This window comes from Candidatus Abyssobacteria bacterium SURF_5 (assembly GCA_003598085.1).
GTDB lineage: Bacteria > Abyssobacteria > SURF-5 > SURF-5 > SURF-5 > SURF-5.
This window is the reverse complement of sequence record QZKU01000138.1, coordinates 1-16,880: the sequence shown is the minus strand read 5'-3', so window position 1 is coordinate 16,880 and position 16,880 is coordinate 1. Positions and strand designations below refer to the sequence as shown.

General features: G+C 54.8%; 11 protein-coding genes. 6 read left to right on the top strand and 5 right to left on the bottom strand.

Annotated elements, in window-relative coordinates; all coding sequences use genetic code 11:
- Positions 1 to 207: 207 nt before the first annotated feature.
- Positions 208 to 1,881 carry a CTP synthase (glutamine hydrolyzing) gene (pyrG, locus tag C4520_20515; GenBank protein RJP15266.1) on the bottom strand — a complete coding sequence of 558 codons (1,674 nt, stop codon included), beginning with the start codon at positions 1,879 to 1,881 and terminating at the stop codon, positions 208 to 210.
- 203 nt (positions 1,882 to 2,084) lie between these two features.
- Here pyrG and C4520_20510 point away from each other — a divergent pair, with 203 nt between their 5' ends.
- From C4520_20510 to C4520_20500, 3 genes are all read left to right on the top strand, one after another.
- Entirely contained in the window at positions 2,085 to 3,557 is a 1,473-nt protein-coding gene (locus C4520_20510) for a radical SAM protein (protein ID RJP15265.1), read from the top strand.
- Positions 3,558 to 3,752: 195 nt separating this feature from the next.
- Entirely contained in the window at positions 3,753 to 6,566 is a 2,814-nt protein-coding gene (locus tag C4520_20505; protein RJP15264.1) for a hypothetical protein, read from the top strand.
- Positions 6,563 to 7,249 (top strand): rhomboid family intramembrane serine protease, encoded by a 687-nt coding sequence (locus C4520_20500; protein RJP15263.1) that lies wholly within the window; start codon positions 6,563 to 6,565, stop codon positions 7,247 to 7,249. The genes C4520_20505 and C4520_20500 overlap by 4 nt, the downstream gene beginning before the upstream one ends.
- A 29-nt stretch (positions 7,250 to 7,278) precedes the next feature.
- Here the strand turns inward: C4520_20500 and C4520_20495 are convergent, their stop codons facing one another.
- Positions 7,279 to 8,823 (bottom strand): GGDEF domain-containing protein, encoded by a 1,545-nt coding sequence (locus C4520_20495; protein ID RJP15262.1) that lies wholly within the window; start codon positions 8,821 to 8,823, stop codon positions 7,279 to 7,281.
- 397 nt (positions 8,824 to 9,220) lie between these two features.
- Here C4520_20495 and C4520_20490 point away from each other — a divergent pair, with 397 nt between their 5' ends.
- Together C4520_20490 and C4520_20485 are read left to right on the top strand one after the other, a co-directional pair.
- Positions 9,221 to 10,306, top strand: a complete 1,086-nt coding sequence (locus C4520_20490) for a hypothetical protein (protein RJP15261.1) — start codon at positions 9,221 to 9,223, stop codon at positions 10,304 to 10,306.
- Between the two features lie 83 nt (positions 10,307 to 10,389).
- On the top strand, positions 10,390 to 11,040 hold the full coding sequence (locus C4520_20485) for a hypothetical protein (GenBank protein ID RJP15260.1): 651 nt from the start codon (positions 10,390 to 10,392) through the stop codon (positions 11,038 to 11,040).
- Between the two features lie 46 nt (positions 11,041 to 11,086).
- Here the strand turns inward: C4520_20485 and C4520_20480 are convergent, their stop codons facing one another.
- Positions 11,087 to 12,001, bottom strand: coding sequence for a 4Fe-4S dicluster domain-containing protein (locus tag C4520_20480; GenBank protein RJP15259.1), 915 nt, complete (start codon positions 11,999 to 12,001; stop codon positions 11,087 to 11,089).
- A gap of 326 nt (positions 12,002 to 12,327) precedes the next feature.
- On the opposite strand from C4520_20480, the gene cysE reads away from it, so the two are divergent.
- Entirely contained in the window at positions 12,328 to 13,020 is a 693-nt protein-coding gene (gene cysE, locus C4520_20475) for a serine O-acetyltransferase (GenBank protein RJP15258.1), read from the top strand.
- Between the two features lie 293 nt (positions 13,021 to 13,313).
- Here the strand turns inward: cysE and C4520_20470 are convergent, their stop codons facing one another.
- Both C4520_20470 and C4520_20465 read right to left on the bottom strand, forming a co-directional pair.
- Positions 13,314 to 14,666: a sigma-54-dependent Fis family transcriptional regulator gene (locus C4520_20470; protein ID RJP15267.1), complete on the bottom strand. Its 1,353-nt coding sequence runs from the start codon at positions 14,664 to 14,666 to the stop codon at positions 13,314 to 13,316.
- The coding region (locus C4520_20465; GenBank protein ID RJP15257.1) for a PAS domain S-box protein at positions 14,629 to 16,880 on the bottom strand (2,252 nt) is incomplete at its 5' end. The genes C4520_20470 and C4520_20465, both read right to left, overlap by 38 nt.

The following is a 16,880-nucleotide window of genomic DNA, read 5'->3' as shown; positions in this document are numbered from 1 at the left end:
ACCAAAGCTATCACTCAGAAGAAAAAGAACAAAAGCCGCCCTCGATCAAACTTTCCTACAGAAATTACTCGGAATTTAGATGCGTAAGCCCTGCGCGCGATGCGAGGCAAGGGAAGCGGTGCGCGTCTTTCAGCGTCGTGCGGCGCTGGAGCAAGTCCTTTCCGGGTGCATCGAGAAACGACTGCAGTCGCCGTTTTTCCGGCCGAGCTATCTCACGGTCGAAAGAGCGGCGACAGGGATCGGCTTTTCCTCTCGCTGAGGCTTGGGCAGCGCCTGCTCTGATAACTGTAATGCGGTCTCGACGAAATGATAAAACATCTTGGAAGGTTTGTCGAGGGTCGACGTGAGCTCGGGATGGAATTGGCTGGCCATGAAGAAGGGATGATCCTTCAACTCGATAATCTGCATAATCGGCTTGCCGCGCGCCTTGCCCGAGAAGATCATGCCGCCCTTCTCGAGTACTTTGATGTATTTGGGATTGACTTCGTTCCGGTGGCGGAACCGCTTGCGGGTCTTGTTCCCATACATCGAATACGCGCGGGTACCCTTCTTGACGATGACGTCATGGCCGCCAAGCCGCATGGTGCCGCCCATATTCGTTATGCCGATCTGCTCGGGAAGGTAGTCGATCACATGATGTCTGCAGGCGGTGCAAATTTCTCGGCTGTTGGCGCCCTTCAATCCGCAGACGTTGCGAGCGAATTCGACGACCGCCAACTGCAGGCCGTAACACAGGCCGAGGAAGGGGATATTATTCTCGCGGGCATACTTGATAACGGAAATTTTGCCTTCCGCGCCGCGCGCGCCGAACCCGCCGGCGACGATGACGCCCTGGCATCCCCGAAGCGCCTCCTGGACGGTCAGCTTTCCCCGCTCGATGTCCGTGGTTTCCACCCATTTCCTGTTGACCTTGCAATTGAGATGTGCGGCGCTATGGACCAGCGCTTCTTCAATGCTGATGTAGGAATCGGCGAGTTCTGTATACTTGCCGCAAATTGCGATCGTGATGGATTTTTTCGGGTTCTTGATGCGATTAACCAGTCGCTTCCATTGTTCGACCCGGTTGGGAATCTTCAAGTTCAACTGTTTCGCCAGCACGCGCCGCAGCCCTTCTTCTTCGAACACCACGGGCAACTCGTATACATAATCCAGATGCGGATCGCTGATCACGTTTTGCGTCGGCACGTTGCACAGCCAGTGAATCTTCATTTTGGTGCGTTCGGTGAGCCTCTCCTTCGAGCGGCCGATGATCACCTGCGGGATCAGTCCGCGCTCGCGCAGGAACAGGATGCTCTGCTGCATCGGCTTGGTCTTTTGCTGACCCATCTCATCGAGGACGGGAACCAATCCGAGGTGGACGAAGAGAATATCTTCCGGCTCGACCTCCGCACTCAATTCGCGCACGGCTTCCAGAAACCAGAGGTTCTCGATGTCGCCGACGGTTCCCCCGATCTCCACGAGCACGACGTCCGCCTGCTCCTTGCGCGCGATCTGCTTCAACCGGGCCCGAATCTCACCGGTGACATGAGGAATCACCTGTACGGTTTTCCCGAGAAAATCGCCGCGGCGCTCCTTTTCGACGAGGGACTGAAAGATTTTACCCGACGTGAGGTTCCACTCCGACTTGCAGCTTATGTTAAGGAAGCGCTCATAATGCCCGAAATCAAGATCGACTTCCCCACCGTCGTCGAGAACGAATACTTCCCCGTGCTCCACCGGGTTCATGGTTCCGGGGTCGACGTTCAGGTAGCCGTCGCACTTGATCGGAATGACTTTGTAGGTGGGGACGAGCAGGCGGCCTATGGAGGCGGAGACAACGCCTTTTCCAAGGCCGGACAACACGCCGCCGGTCACAACTATCCATTTGGTGGGTTTCATAATTATCGTTTACAGAAGCGAATAGCGGAATTGCAAATATCGATTTATATTATTCTAAAAACACAGATTATTCTATCATAGTTAGATATCGCGAGTCAAAAGAGGCCGGAAAAGTTTGACCTGCCCGCGCGATTGGAGTATTATAATGCATCAAATGCAGCGCAACACCAAAATGATGAAGACGCGAAAAAGGAAATGATAGGCCGATGAAGAAAATAGTTTTCGTTGAACCGAAAGCCCCGGGATTTCACATATATTCAAAGTGGTCGCTGCCGCGGCTGGGAACGGTGATTCTTGCGACCATCCTGCGCAATCGCGGGCATGACGTAAAGGTATTTGTGGAGGAGATACAGCGGGTCGATAAAGACGATCTGTTCGCCTCAGACCTTGTGGGTATCTCGACGATCACGTCCACGGCCCCCCGGGCCTATGCGCTTGCCGATGAAGTGCGCGCGAAGGGAGTGAAAGTGGTAATGGGCGGGGCGCATCCGACGTTTCTGGCGGATGAGGCGATGGAACATGCCGATTTCGTGATTCGAGGTGAAGGCGAAGAGGCGCTGGTGGAGCTGCTCGACGCCGTCGACGGAAAGCGGCCGCTTGAAACGATTGCGGGGCTTTCCTATTGGAGAAATGGGGAGATCACTCACAACAGGTCCCGCGAATTGTGCCCCGATCTGGACGCCCATCCCTCGCCGGACCTCTCGCTGATCGCCGGCTTTGGTACCGGCACTCGGAGCTTCTTTCGCAACCCGAACATCATACCGGTCATCACCTCGCGCGGCTGTCCGTTTAACTGCAAATTCTGCTCGGTCACGCCGATGTTTGGCCGCAAGTATCGGTTTCGCTCGACTGAGAAAGTGCTGGAGGATATCAGGCCATACGTCGACCGCACTATCTTCTTCTATGATGATAATTTTACGGCGAACAAAAAGCGCACAAAGGAACTGCTGAGCCGGATGATCGAGGAGGGGCTGACGCCGGATTGGACCGCGCAGGTGCGTGCGGACGTGGCGAAGGACGACGAGCTGCTCGACCTGATGGAGCGCTCCAAATGCTCCACCGTATATATCGGGTTCGAATCGATAAATCCGAGAACGCTGGATCTGTATTCGAAGGGCCAAACGCTCGAGGACATCAAGGAAAGCATCAGGAAACTGCACGAGCACGGCATCCAGATCCACGGGATGTTCGTCCTCGGCTCCGATGAAGACGATGTGCGGATAATCCGGGAGACCGCTCGATTTGCGAAAAAAGTCAAAATCGACACCGTCCAGTTCATGATCCTGACACCGATACCGGGTTCCGAAATCTTTCATGAGTTCGACGAAGGTAAAAAGATATTTACGTACGACTGGACACTGTATGACGGGCATCATGTCGTTTTCAAGCCCAAAAACATGGTGCCGATCGTGCTCCAGAAAGAGGCGGTCCGGGCGATGAAGAAGTTTTTCTCGCGCGCGCAGATGCTGAAGAGCCTGTTCAAGGGCGATCTCCGCCATGCCATCATCAAGGGGTACGCCAATCATCTGTTGAGGAAGTGGGATCGTTTCAACAAGGACTTCTATTATAAGTTAAAGAACGAACTGTATGAGGAACTGAACACTCAGATAATCAGGATTGCCGACAAACTCAAGCAGGCCGGCTTCGAAAAACCCACCATCGACGGCCAGTCAAGATAATGATCAGGCGAACAGGCGGGCCCGTCTTTCAGGCGAACCCGCGGCGCAAAAGGTGGAGATAGTTCTGTCCCTCGCCAATCTCACGAGGCGAACCCGGGCTCGCGGAACTGCACCAATCCGCTTTTTGAGCAGTGTCCCGCTCCACCCGGTTTGCAGCGAGAAACTATTCAGTCTCATCTCCCTGGGAGGATCCGCATGAACCTGAGGCACCTGGTTGTTGTTCCCCACACTCATTGGGATCGGGAATGGTATATGCCGTTCGAGCGATTCCGAAAACGGCTCGTCTCGATGGTCGATCATCTCTTGGAGGTCCTGGAGAACGATCGCGCGTTCACCTGCTTTGAGCTGGACGGGCAGACAATTCTCCTCGACGATTATCTCGCAATACGACCGGAAAATCGCAAGCGGCTGGAAAAGCTAATCCGCCAGGAAAGAATCCTGATCGGCCCGTGGTATGTGCAGCCCGACGAGTTCCTCGTCACCGGCGAGTCGCTCATAAGAAACCTGAGGATGGGAATCCGCTCAGCGAAAAAATACGGGAAGGCTTCTTCGGTCGGCTACCTGCCCGACCAATTCGGGCATATTGCCCAGATGCCGCAGGTACTGGCGGGATTCGGGATTCGTTCGGCGGTGGTGTGGAGAGGAGTCGGCCGGACCGTTACCGAAACGCAATTTCTGTGGGAGTCGCCGGACGGAACGCAACTATTCACCGTCTACCTCGCCACTTCCTATGGCAACGGAGCATTCCTGCCTCTCAACCCAAAGCAGTTAAGCGACAGCCTGCGGAGGGTCATCCAGAAATTGGAGCCATACTGCTCGATTCGCAGCATGCTGATCATGAACGGGCTCGATCATCTCGAGCCGCAGGAGGGCCTGCCAGAACAGTTGGAGAAGGCGGTGCGCAGGCTGGAGGGAGTGACGGCCGAGATCGGCTCGCTCGATGCATTCATTCAACAGGCCAGAAAACAGGCGCGCTCTTTGTCGGTTCATCGCGGCGAATTTCGAAGCCCGGAGCGAGCGCCGCTGCTTCCCGGGGTAACCTCCACCAGGATCAGGCAGAAGCAGCGCGCTTTTGAGTGCTGCCGGCTGCTGGAAAGATATGTTGAGCCGTTGTCGGCTTGGGCCGGCTTGTGCGGAGATACCCGGCCTCACGGCAGTTTCATCGAACATGCATGGCGATTGATTCTCCAAAACCAGCCACACGACAGCATCTGCGGCTGCAGCGTCGACAAAGTCCATGAAGAAATGGAAACGCGATTCGACCGCGTCGAACAGTTGGGAAAAGCGCTGCAAAAAGACTGCATGTCATTCCTTGCAAGCCAGGTGGATAGCCGTCACGCTCCGGCGGATTCACCCGTCCTCTGTGTGTTCAATCCTACCGCGGCGCGCTTTCAGCTTGTTGACGTTGAAGTCGATCTTGAGGAGCCCGACTTCATTCAATCCGTGAAAGATGCCGATGGGTCAATCATCCCCCTGCAGAAAACGGTCGGGGAGCGCGAGCTTTTTGTGCAGACCGAAGAGACGCCGGAGATGGTGCGCTCGATGGTCTCAGGAATGGAAGACCGCGAGCTGATCGGGTATTACATCAACAATGTCCTCTGGCGAAAGGACGGCAATATTCTGCACCTGAACCTGATCATGGGGCGAGCGCCCGCCGGCGAAATTGATTTCGATAAACGACGCAAGGAATTGTTGGCCGCGCTCGAAGATCCGACAATCGCAACGGTGAAGATCAGGGGAATCTCCGGCGCCAGAACGACCATTCGTTTCCCGGCGAAAGAACTGGCTCCACACGGACTCACGCTGTACTCTCTCTCTGGCGAGAGCGCGGGCGGCAGCGCAAGCGGTGGTTTAGAGGCTTCAAAGGAGAAGCTGGAAAACCAACATTACCGGATAACGATCAACAGTGACGGCACGATAGATATTCTCGACAAGGATCTGGCGATCGAATACGCTCGATGCCTCCACTTCATCGATGAAGGTGACCGGGGCGACACATACAATTTTGATGAGGTTCAGGGCGCCCAACCGGTCGCTGCCCCGGTCGGGCCGGTCGCCGTGTCGGTCATTGAAAACGGGCCGGTGCGAGCTGCTGTGCGGATCGAGGCGGTGTACCGGATTCCGGAGCGGCTGACGCCGGAACGTGATGCCCGATCGACGGCGGCGGTTGAGACAAGGATCAAGACCGAAATATCCTTATATAGGGACACAAAGCGGATCGATTTTCGAGTCTCATTGGAAAACAAAAGCGAGGATCACCGGCTCCGCGTATGGTTTCATGCCCCGTTTAAAGCGAGCGACGCCGTCGTGGAGACGACCTTCGGCACAGTCCGCCGGCCGGTTTCGGTCGAACCGGCCGAAGGATTCCTGGAAAAACCGGTCGGCACCGGTCCGCAGAAATGCTTTACCTGTCTCGAGGGGGGATCAACCGGGTTTGCTCTTTTCAATCGGGGCATCCCCGAAATCGAGGCCCTCTTCAACGAGAAAATTTCGGCGCTCGCCCTCACCCTGATCCGCTCCATCGGCTGGCTGTCAAGAGATGACCTTTTCTGCAGGCCGGGAGGCGCCGGCCCTCAGTTCAAGACGCCGGGCGCTCAATCACAGGGACGGCATTCGTTCGAATTCGCGTTTCTCAGCTATGCCGGGAATTTTGTTGATGCAGGGATTGCGCACGCCGCGCATGCGTATGCTTTCCCGCCCATCGCCGCCATAACCAATCGCCACAATGGAAAGCTGAGGAACAGAGCTTCACTGGTTGCGGCGGACAATTCCAACATCATCATCAGCGCGATTGAACGCTCTCGGCAGAAGGATTCGCTGCTCGTACGGATGTACAATGGAACAGAATCCTCTCAGCGCACCCGCGTGATCCTCTGGAAACCGTTGGACGGCGCGCATGAGGTGAACTTTCTCGAGAGGCAATTATCCCAAGGGCCGCTGAGCCTGAGCAGGAAAGGAATCTCCTTTCGGCCCGGCGAGATCAAAACCATCCGGGTGAACAGGAAATGATCCCTATCAAGGACAGGAATCCTGCGGACCTTTTTCCAGCGGTCACGCTCTTGCTGATTGCTGCGAACGTGGCGGTTTTCTTCTATCAGATTTCCCAGGGGCCTCAACATTTCGAGCAGGTGGTCATGAGCCTGGCCCTGGTGCCCAAAACATTCGTGGCGGAGCCGCTGGCGCCGAATCAATTCACCTCGCTTTTCACAAGCATGTTCATGCATGGGGGGATTTTGCATCTGGTCGGCAATATGCTTTTCTTATGGATCTTCGGGAATAACGTCGAGGATTACTTCGGTCACGGCAAGTTCGTTTTCTTCTATCTTCTGACCGGTCTGGCGGCGACTTTCAGCCATATCTTTACGCATCCCGGCTCAACGATCCCCGTGATCGGCGCAAGCGGCGCGGTTTCGGGAGTTCTGGGGGCATACTTTCTCCTCTTCCCGCGGGCGCGTGTGCTTGCGGCGATTCCGGTGTTCCTGTTCTTCTACTTTGTCGAGGTGCCGGCCTTCCTGTTCCTCGGCTTTTACATTTTCATGCAGATTCTGTTTGCCCTGCCAACCTTGATGGCGGGACCGGTTGATGCGCGCGGGATCGCCTGGTTCGCGCACATCGGCGGATTCTTCGCGGGAGCCCTCCTCTTACTCGTTCTCCGGAGGCGGAGCGGGTTTCGCCGGCGCAGATTCCTTTAAGCGTCAACCGCATGTGGGGCGGGCAGAGACTACGAATTGGCATCGAGGACGGAGACGCAGTTTTTTCCGGCCCGCTTTGCCTGATACATGGCCTCATCGGCCTTTCCCAACAGTGCTCGCATATCAATCTGTTCGTCCCCAGGCATCCAGCTCGCAATACCGATGCTTGCGGTGAGGAACAGGGGAACAGCGGAATCCTCCCGGAAAAAAGGAGTCTGTTCAACGGCCTGCCGAATGCGTTCGGCGGCGACAACAGCCTCGGAGCTCGAGCTCTCCACGAGTATCACAAGAAATTCCTCTCCCCCATAGCGCGCCACGAGGTCGTTTGCACGAACGGACTCCTTCAGGATTCCAGCGAACTGCTTGATATTGGCGTCTCCCGCGAGATGTCCCCATCGGTCGTTGATCGACTTGAAATTGTCGATATCTATGAAGAGGACGGAGATCGGGTGGCCGTAGCGCAATGAACGTTTGAGTTCTTTATCCAGAAATTCTTCACAATGGCGCCGATTTGCCAGGTCTGTGAGGCCGTCTTTTCTCGATTCGCTCACCAGCTTCAGGTTCGCTTCCCGCAACTGTTCGGCCAGCTTCTTTGCCTCCAGTTTTGCCGCCTCCAAATCCCTCAGCAACCGCTCCTGTTCATGGACAATACGACCAAGCTCCTGGTTCGCCTGTTCGAGCAGGTTTGCATATGTGGTGGGGCGGGTGTCATTCACCTCAAAGAGTTCCGACATCTCGCTCACGCGGCAATCGATCCGCCGCATCAAAGCCTCAAACTCAAGCTGACTAATCCCGAAATACTCGAGGGCCAACTCGCTTAACCCGTCGAATGAATTCCCATTCTTGTGGGTCGCGTACAGCCACTCTCCCATCCTCCCCGCAAAATATTGGATGTTTATCGAGAGCATCGTCTGCGGATCGGTCGAGGTCAGGCCCTGTGGCTCGTGGTGGTACAGGACGGGGATCAGAAGTGAATGAGGGAGTTTCCATTCCTCAAACAGGTGTTTTGCGAGTTCCACGTGGTCAGTCCCGAGATGTCTTCTCTCCACCGCCAATGGCGGAGCCAGTTGGTCGGGCGATTCTCTTGAGATGAGAGCGTATTCCCTGGGGGCGCAATGCCCAATTACCAGAACCCCAATATCCTGAAGAAGGCCCGACACAAAAGCTTCCTCCATGTCTCGCAACCCCGCCGCCTGCGCAAACTCGCGCGCCGCGACGGCCGTGTTTAACGAGCGAGTCCAGAAACCGGCATAATTGAATTTGCCACCCCCACCCGCCGACGACATCTGTAAAAGCGAGAAACTCAGCGTCAATGACCGGGTTGCACGGACACCAAGCACCACCAATGCTTGCGAGATTGTGCTGATTTTATGGGGAAAACCATAAAAAGGAGAGTTAACAATCCTCAGAATTCTGGAGACAAGGGAGATGTCGGCGCTGATTATCTCGGCCACCTGATTCAGATCGGCGGTTTCCCATTCACTAATAGAGAGCAGTTGTCTCGCCACAGCGGGAATTGTAGGCAGTTTTGAGGATCGCATCAGTAATTTCTTGATCTGAACTTCTTGAATCATAATGCTTCCTTCTGAAAATATCTTCCGGGTGCTGCCGCCAACAAGGACGCGTAAATAACCTGGCGCCGCACTACTAGCACTTAATATGCCACTTCGCCCTCGGGCGGCAACCTTCTCATAAGTCCTTGTCCAGTAAGAAGCTTATATTTAGTCAAACAAGAAACATTTCGTAAGAAAGCAGGAGAAAAAAAAGATATTGCGTTCAAAATAGTACAAGTTCGTATCAGAGATTTGACGACGAGAAGCTAAGCCAGCCAAAGAGGCTAGAAAACCCCATATATAGTGTTATCCTGCAAATTTTTTTCAATATATTGCATTTTTTCTTTGACTTAAAGCACACTCAATGGTATAATTACCGCGAAAACCACGGAGAAGCGGATAATCATCCACGAATGGGGTGATTTCAGTGGGAGCCGAGATGCGGGAGCATGAAGCAATGAAGACCCTGACGGTGGTGAACCAGAAAGGCGGCTGCGGGAAGACCACTATTGCGGTAAATCTGGCTGCATGTCTGGCTGCGGGCGGCGAGAGGGTTCTATTGGTGGACCTGGATCCTCAAGGACATTCCGGCGCCGCTTTGGGGATAGATGCTGACCGGTTGGAAAAGACCATCTATGACACGATGAGTGAAGAAGGGGACGCGGGCTGTTTCCGGCAGGTGCAGGTCCAGGTTGATGAAAATTTGGCTGTGGCGCCTTCCAACATAATGCTCAGCGCGCTCGAGCAGCAACTGAGCGGAAAAAGAGGAAGAGAAGACCGGCTGCGAGACGTCCTTATCGAGGCAATTCCTCATTTCGATTTCTGCATTATTGATGCCCCCCCGAGCGTCGGAATATTAACCATGAACGCTCTGAGGGCCGCTCAAGTGGCGCTGATCCCGGTCGACATGAGCCGATTCTCTCTGCAAGGGCTGCAGAAGCTGCTCGAGACGATCAATGTGATCTGCACCCGGACCTCGCACCATATTCGCACGAGAATTGTGGTCAATATGTATGAGCCGCGGACCATTTTCGCCCGCAAAATCCTTTCTTTACTTTCGGAGAATTTCGGGGATATCCTCTGCAAGACGCTCATCCACAGGACCATCAAGCTGGCCGAAGGCGCGATGGGCGGACTGCCGATACGCAAATTTGCTCCATATTCGACGGCCCATGAGGATTTTGCGGAACTCGCCCACGAGCTGTCGAGCGATCTGGACTTGTTTGATACTCCCGCCCCGTTTCCGGCGCGCGTGCTTTTCTCCTATTTTGACGAGAACGCGGCCGATGTGAAGGTGGCCGGCAATTTCAACGGGTGGGACGCCTCAGACAAATACCGGCTGAAGAGGGAGGGAAGCGGAAAATGGAGTTTATGTTTGCCGCTCCAGCCGGGCAAATATCAATACAAGTTTATTGTCGATGGCGACTGGAAGGAAGACCCGGAGAACCCTGCACAGGTTGTCGGGGAATTCGGGCAAAAGAACTCCGTCATTGAGGTGGATTGACAAAACCATCCCCCGAACCGTTCGAGGGAGGGCTTCTTTCTGCTAGACGAGCTTCAGAACAGGCAACAGCGACGGTACCGGCGATGGGCAGGCGCCATCGGAAGACTCCGGAAAAAGGATTCAAGGATATTTCTCACTATTTTCTTTCCGCGGCCGAGGCGGATGAAGTTGATACGGCAAGGACGGCTGGTCACCAGGCACATGAAAACCCTCCTATGCTCTCCGACAATAGTACCGCGAGCCCTCAGCGCTCGCTTCAGCCCATGCGCAGAAAGGAAAACTGTGCATCCTGTGCACATCTTATTGCCAGGGCGGGCCAGCCGTTCCAGTGCCGTATCTATTCGGTCGATCATTTCAAGCACAAGGTAAAACCCCTGGAAGCGATTTCATTACATCAGGGGCACACTTGTGTCTACTTCATGCGTATCACCTCCGGCCAGATCGAGGAAATCCTGCGCAGCCACGGCAGCACGCTGAGCGCCGAGTATGTCCGCGAGTCACCCCATACGGTCGAAGAGCGGACTGTTCAAGAGAAAACTGTAACGATCGAGCCGTATGGAGATCTGACGGCCGAAGAGGCCCTGCGGGAGGAATTACTGCGATATTTGCTCGACGGCTATTCCATAATCGATGCAACCGTCACTCTCAGATCCGACGTTTCCGACGAGAAACATCGCTCTTCGAAGACAACCCGAATCCGGTTGCACGTCCGGGAAGAGAAGCCTGAAAAGTGAGAGGTGAAGAGAGAATCAAAATGCGCGGCCGGAATTGCACCTCAATTTACGCTTCGCCGTGTGCAGTTTTCATTTCTTTCTCTCTCTGTTTGTAGAGAGGATTCCCAAAATCCATCGAGTCGGGCGAAACCAGCCACCGGAATTTCCCCTTGGCCACCGCGTCATCAAGCGCTTCTCGATAACGGGCGTAATTCTGTGGCGCCATCTGAACCAATTGCTCCCAGTCAGCTTCTATGGCAAGAGTCGGGCAGATTTTCGCGCAGTAGTAGCAGTAAATACACGGCTGCTGAATTCGAGGAGGCTCTGCCTCGGTGTCAATTCCGCTCACCGGACATTCGCTTGCGCACGTGCCACAGTGCGTGCATCTATCGGGATTGATAGTCAGCTTCGGCATTGACTGCCCCAGAAATTCAAGGCTCAGGAACTCCGCCGTCCGCACCCAATCCTCCGGAACCTCGTCAGGACTGGGAATCAGGCTTGTGACGCCTTCGCTGACTCGCCGGCTCCTCTCCGCAACGGCCACGCCGAATTCCTCGGCTTCCTTCAGATCGAGTTCATCCGGATGCCCGGTGGTCAAGGTGGGATACGGATAAAACGGAAGCGTGCCATCAGCGTAGGTGTCGTGGAAGCCGATCACAAGAGCCCCCTTTTCCCGCAGGCGCCCAATCACCAGGTTGAGGGCGTTCCCCATCACCGACCCATGTGTGCAGAACACGAACCACTGCCGGCCAGCTTGGGGAGGCAGGTTCCGCAAGAAATCGCGGATATTGAACGGCTCCTGATAATAGAAAACCGGACATCCCAGCCCGACCAGCTCATACTCTTCCAGTCGATGCGCTTCGACATCCCGAAAATTGATCAATTCGCAATGGCCGCTGACCTTCATAATCCCCAAGCGGATACGTTCGGCCGTTTTCCTGGTATTGCCGGTCTGCGAAAAACAAATGATCAAACTCTTCATTGGCCTGCCTCCGGAGCGGTCATTCTGAAATCCTGACCGACTGCAACAATGCGAATGTGTCCGACGACTGAGCGACTGGCTTTTGCTCCGGGGACCGGCGCCTTTCCACGAATTCAAAAGGGCGTGAATTCCGCAAATGGGGCCAGTCCCCTTCGCTTGCGGCAGTCGCCATAACGACTTCTTCGGATGACATTATAATGGAATGTGGGGATAGATGCGAATGTGCGGGATTCTGGGACCTGGAATCCTGACTGGACCCTTCATTGTTGACCATTTCCGTTGACTTACTCATAAAAAGCCAATATAATAATCTGTGAGGTGTTTTTATGTCCATTCTGCGAACGTTTCAGACCGATATAAGGGCTGTCTTTGAGCGTGATCCGGCGGCCCGGAGCACGTTTGAAGTCGTGTTCTGCTATCCCGGCTTTCACGCATTGCAGTTCCACCGCATTGCGCACTGGCTGTGGAATCGCCGCCTCAAGCTTTTTGGCCGACTAATCTCGCAACTGGCAAGGTTTCTCACCGGCATTGAAATTCATCCCGGAGCTACTATCGGCTCCGGTTTCTTCATCGATCACGGCATGGGTGTCGTCATCGGAGAAACGGCGGAAGTCGGCAATAATGTCACCCTCTACCATGGCGTTACGCTCGGAGGCACGAGCTGGAAGAAGGAAAAAAGACACCCCACGATCGGCGACAATGTGATCATAGGCGCCGGTGCCTCAGTACTGGGACCCATTCGAGTGGGCGAGAACGCGCGAGTCGGTTCGGGCTCTGTTGTTATCGAGGACGTCCCGCCAAATACGACCGTCGTCGGGATTCCCGGAAAAGTCGTTTACGGAAAACGAACCGACATTCTCAGCGCTGTTGATCTCGAACATGGGAACCTGCCGGACCCGACCTCCGAAGCCATCCGGTGTCTGCTCGATATGATCCATGATCTCCAGCGGGAAGTCCGCGAGTTGAGGTCAGACACGAACTCCGCCCTCAAAAGCGACTCGACGCTCCGTCCGTCTTAGGAATTCTACTCCCCTGAGGGAACGTGCCTCCTTTTACAAGCTTGTGTCCTTAATCACGGCGCTGCCATGCTCAGAAGCGCATTCGAAGAAGACGCTGCAAAGCGCCGGATTTTGTTTGCCTTTATGCATCGCACCGGGAGAGATTCCTCACTTCGTTCGGAATGACTAAGAGGCGGGCGGATGCTCAAGAGTGGTGGAATCTCTCAAGAGTGCCGTATTGTGGTCAAGAGCGCTGAGATGTGTTCTAGGAGTGCTGAGATGTGCTCGAATGGCGGGATGATGGAAAGCGGTTTTCAGAATTCCTTGAGTTTGTACTGGATTTTTCGGAGGCTGATTTTCAAAATTTCAGCCGCTCGAGTCCGATTACCGCTCACTGATTCGAGCGTTCTCTGGATTGCGTACTTCTCGATCTCTTCCAGCGAGGACCCCGGAATCGGCGGTACTGAATGACCGTCCGCAGGGTCGACTCCCGCGGGAATGGGAAAATGCTGGCGGCCGATCAGCGGCTCATTACACATGACTACGGCCCGCTCGATCATGTTTTCCAGTTCCCGCACGTTCCCCGGCCAATCATAGGACATGATGGCGGCGAGCGCATCCGCAGACAGACCCCTGACCGGCTTGTCGTTTTCCTTCGCGTACTTCATGGTGAAGTGATCCACCAGCGCGGGGATGTCTGAGATCTTCTCGCGCAGTGGAGGCATCTTTATCGTAATAACGTTGAGGCGGTAGTACAGGTCTTTTCGAAAAGTTCCTTCGGCCACCGCCTTCTCCAGATCTCTGTTGGTCGCCGCGATCAGCCGGACATCAACCGTAAACGTTCTGTTTCCGCCCACGCGCTCGAACGTCCTATCCTGCAGGAACCCGAGCAACTTGACCTGAGTCGAAAGGCTGATTTCACCGATTTCGTCGAGCAGAATCGTCCCGCCGTCGGCGATCTCGAATCGCCCCTGGCGGGTCGATACCGCGCCGGTAAAGGCCCCCTTCTCGTGACCGAACAATTCGCTCTCCAGCAGATTCTCTGAGAGAGCGCTGCAGGTTACCTTCACGTACGGCTTGTCTGCGCGCGGCCCATTTTGGTGGATGGCCGATGCAATCAATTCCTTTCCCGTACCGCTTTCCCCGGTGATAAGGATCGTGGCCCGGCTGGGAGCGACTTGCTCAATGGTCTTGAAGATCGCCTGCATTGCCGGACTATTGCCGATGATATTTTCGTATTTGTATTTCTCCCGCAATCTCTCCCGGAGATTTTTCGCCTCCTGCACCAGGTTGCGGTGGGCCAGAATTCTCTTTATCTGAAGCTCGAGTTCCTCGATGTTGACCGGCTTCGTCAGATAGTCTTCTGCGCCCTTTTTCATCGCTTCAACGGCGCTCTCCACGGTCCCATATGCCGTCATCATGACAAACGGGGTATCAAAACCTTTGAGCCGGGTCCGCGAGAGCAGCTCAATTCCGTCCATTCCCGGCATCTTCAAGTCGGCCAGAATGAGATCCGGGAGCTCCCTGCCCACGAGTTCAATCGCCTGATAGCCGTCGGCTGCGGTCAAGACATGGTAGCCGTCTTCAGTCAGAATTTTTGAAAGCGCTTCCCGCGTGTTTTTCTCGTCATCAACTACGAGTAAGGTAGCTCGACGCACCGAAAGAATTCTCCCTCTTCAGAGGCTGATATTTGGCGGGACCCACCGGCAGCGTAATCGTACACGTCGTGCCATGATCGCGCTTGCTCTGGATTTCGATGGTGCCGCCATGCATTTCAATAATATGCAGAGAGATGGGCAAGCCTAGCCCCGTTCCCGTCTCTTTTCTCGAATAGAAAACCTCGAATACCTTGTCCAAATCCTCTTCGGGTATGCCGTCTCCCGTATCTTCTATGTTCAGGATAACCCGCCTTTGCGTCTCCTGCGTTGTTACCTTCAATATGCCGCCGAGCGGCATTGCCTCAATCGCATTCTGCACGACGTTAATGAACGCCTGCTTCATTTTCTCCGCATCGAGCGAGAGCAACGGAAGGTTGTCCATATAATTGCGCTCGAGCGAGATCGAGTTCTGCGTCATACGGACGTGAAACAGTGCGAAGACATCATCCAGCGTGCGGTGCAGGTTGGTCGGGTGACAGTCCAGGTTCAGCGGCTTTGCGAAAAACAAAAATTCCGTCACCAAATTATCGAGGCGCGATACCTCTTCCCGAACGATGTTGATCAACTGCATCGACTCCGATTCGTAGTCTCTCGAGCCATCCCTGATACGCCGCTCGAGCAACAGCAACTGCAGATTGACAGAATTCAGCGGGTTGCGAATCTCGTGCGCGAGGCCGGCGGTAAACGTGCCGACGGAAGCCAGCTTCTCCGTTTGCACCAGCTGGCGCTCGAGCAGGCGCCGCTCCGTCACGTCTCTCAGGAAGCTCTGACATACCTTGCGCCCCGAGTATTCAATGAGGCTCGCGCTGATGTCGACCAGGCCGACCGAACCGTCTTTCCGCAAAAACGGCGCATCGTCAAAACTGGCGGAGCCCTCGGCTACTATTTGGGCTATCCTCTTGTCCACACGCGCGGCGTCGCGCGGCAGATGAATGTCGCGCATGCCCAGCTGCAGCAGTTCACTTCGATTGTAGCCGGTCAATTCTTCGGCTTTCTTGTTGACGTCGAGGAATCGGCCGTCGATCGGATCCGTAATGAAAATGGCGTCATTCGCGCCTTCGAACAAAGAAATATATTCGTCGGCTTTCCGCTGAAAGCGCGTCCTGCTCTCGGCCAACTCCTTCGCGCTGAGCTCCACTTTGCGCCTGAGCCTGCGGTTTACCATCCATCCCGCGAAACCCAGCACCGCAACTACAAGTCCGAGCGACAGGAAGATGAACTGCCTGAGCGGCGAGTGTCTCCGCAAATCCCTTCCGAACCAGCGCCCGAAAATCCGGTCGTACTCGCCGTTCTCCTTCAAGACATTCAGTGCTTTCTCCAGCGATGAGACAAGGACATGATTGCCCTCTTGAACCGCAATGCAATAGCCAACCTGATGGATTGGCGCCCCCACAATATTGATGTTGCGCAGGCCCAGCCTGTTGACCAGGTACTGCGCCGTCAGCTGATTCCCCGCAAACGCGGCAACATCGCCGCGATCCAGCATCCTAAGCGCGCTCTCATACGAATCGTTCACCACAATGTGGACGCGTTTGCCTTTTTGGAGCACCTCGCCGATAAAATCGCCGCGATCGACCGCCACCGTGCGGTTTTCCAGATCGATCACGCTGTTAATATCCTGCACGTCTCCGCGCACAAAAATCGCGTCCGAAATCGTGCAGAGTGGACTCGTGAAATCGAATGAATCGTCGCGCTCGATGCTGTAAGCAATGCCCAAGACGCCGTTGACGGTCCCTTCACGCAGAGCCGCAAGACCTTCAAGTTTGCTCAATCGCCGGTACTCGACCGAGACGCCCATCTCCTTCGCGAGCGCATCCAGAATCTCCACATTGAATCCGGCAAATCTGTTCTTCAAATGATCGTAATATTCATAGGGGGGATAATTGGAATGCGACGCAATGATCAGCTTGCTCGGGGTTCTCCGCGAGAGAGTTCCCGCTTCGTCCGCAGCCGGCGCTGCCGAAATATTCGAGATGACAAGAACAACCGTCAAGAGCAGGACAAGCGGATTCCGCGCCCGCGAATACATACGATATGTTCCCGGGGATTTATTCAAGAAAGCCACCCAATTATGTGTGTATTTTACCATATGTTGAAAGAGGCAGTCAACGGGCGAACCGTTCCGGCAGCGATTCCGCAACCCGACATTCGGAAGTGAGTGAAAGGGCACAAAGACAGGGTTTTTATGGTGAAAGAGGAATAGAGCAATGTCGCAGAGGGTAT

Bases quoted from the DNA above. Each gene is read 5' to 3' on its own strand.
- C4520_20510 (RJP15265.1), top strand. From the start codon at position 2,085: ATGAAGAAAATAGTTTTCGTTGAACCGAAAGCCCCGGGATTTCACATA.
- C4520_20505 (RJP15264.1), top strand. From the start codon at position 3,753: ATGAACCTGAGGCACCTGGTTGTTGTTCCCCACACTCATTGGGATCGG.
- C4520_20500 (RJP15263.1), top strand. From the start codon at position 6,563: ATGATCCCTATCAAGGACAGGAATCCTGCGGACCTTTTTCCAGCGGTC.
- C4520_20495 (RJP15262.1), bottom strand. From the start codon at position 8,823: ATGATTCAAGAAGTTCAGATCAAGAAATTACTGATGCGATCCTCAAAA.
- C4520_20485 (RJP15260.1), top strand. From the start codon at position 10,390: ATGGGCAGGCGCCATCGGAAGACTCCGGAAAAAGGATTCAAGGATATT.
- C4520_20480 (RJP15259.1), bottom strand. From the start codon at position 12,001: ATGAAGAGTTTGATCATTTGTTTTTCGCAGACCGGCAATACCAGGAAA.
- cysE (RJP15258.1), top strand. From the start codon at position 12,328: ATGTCCATTCTGCGAACGTTTCAGACCGATATAAGGGCTGTCTTTGAG.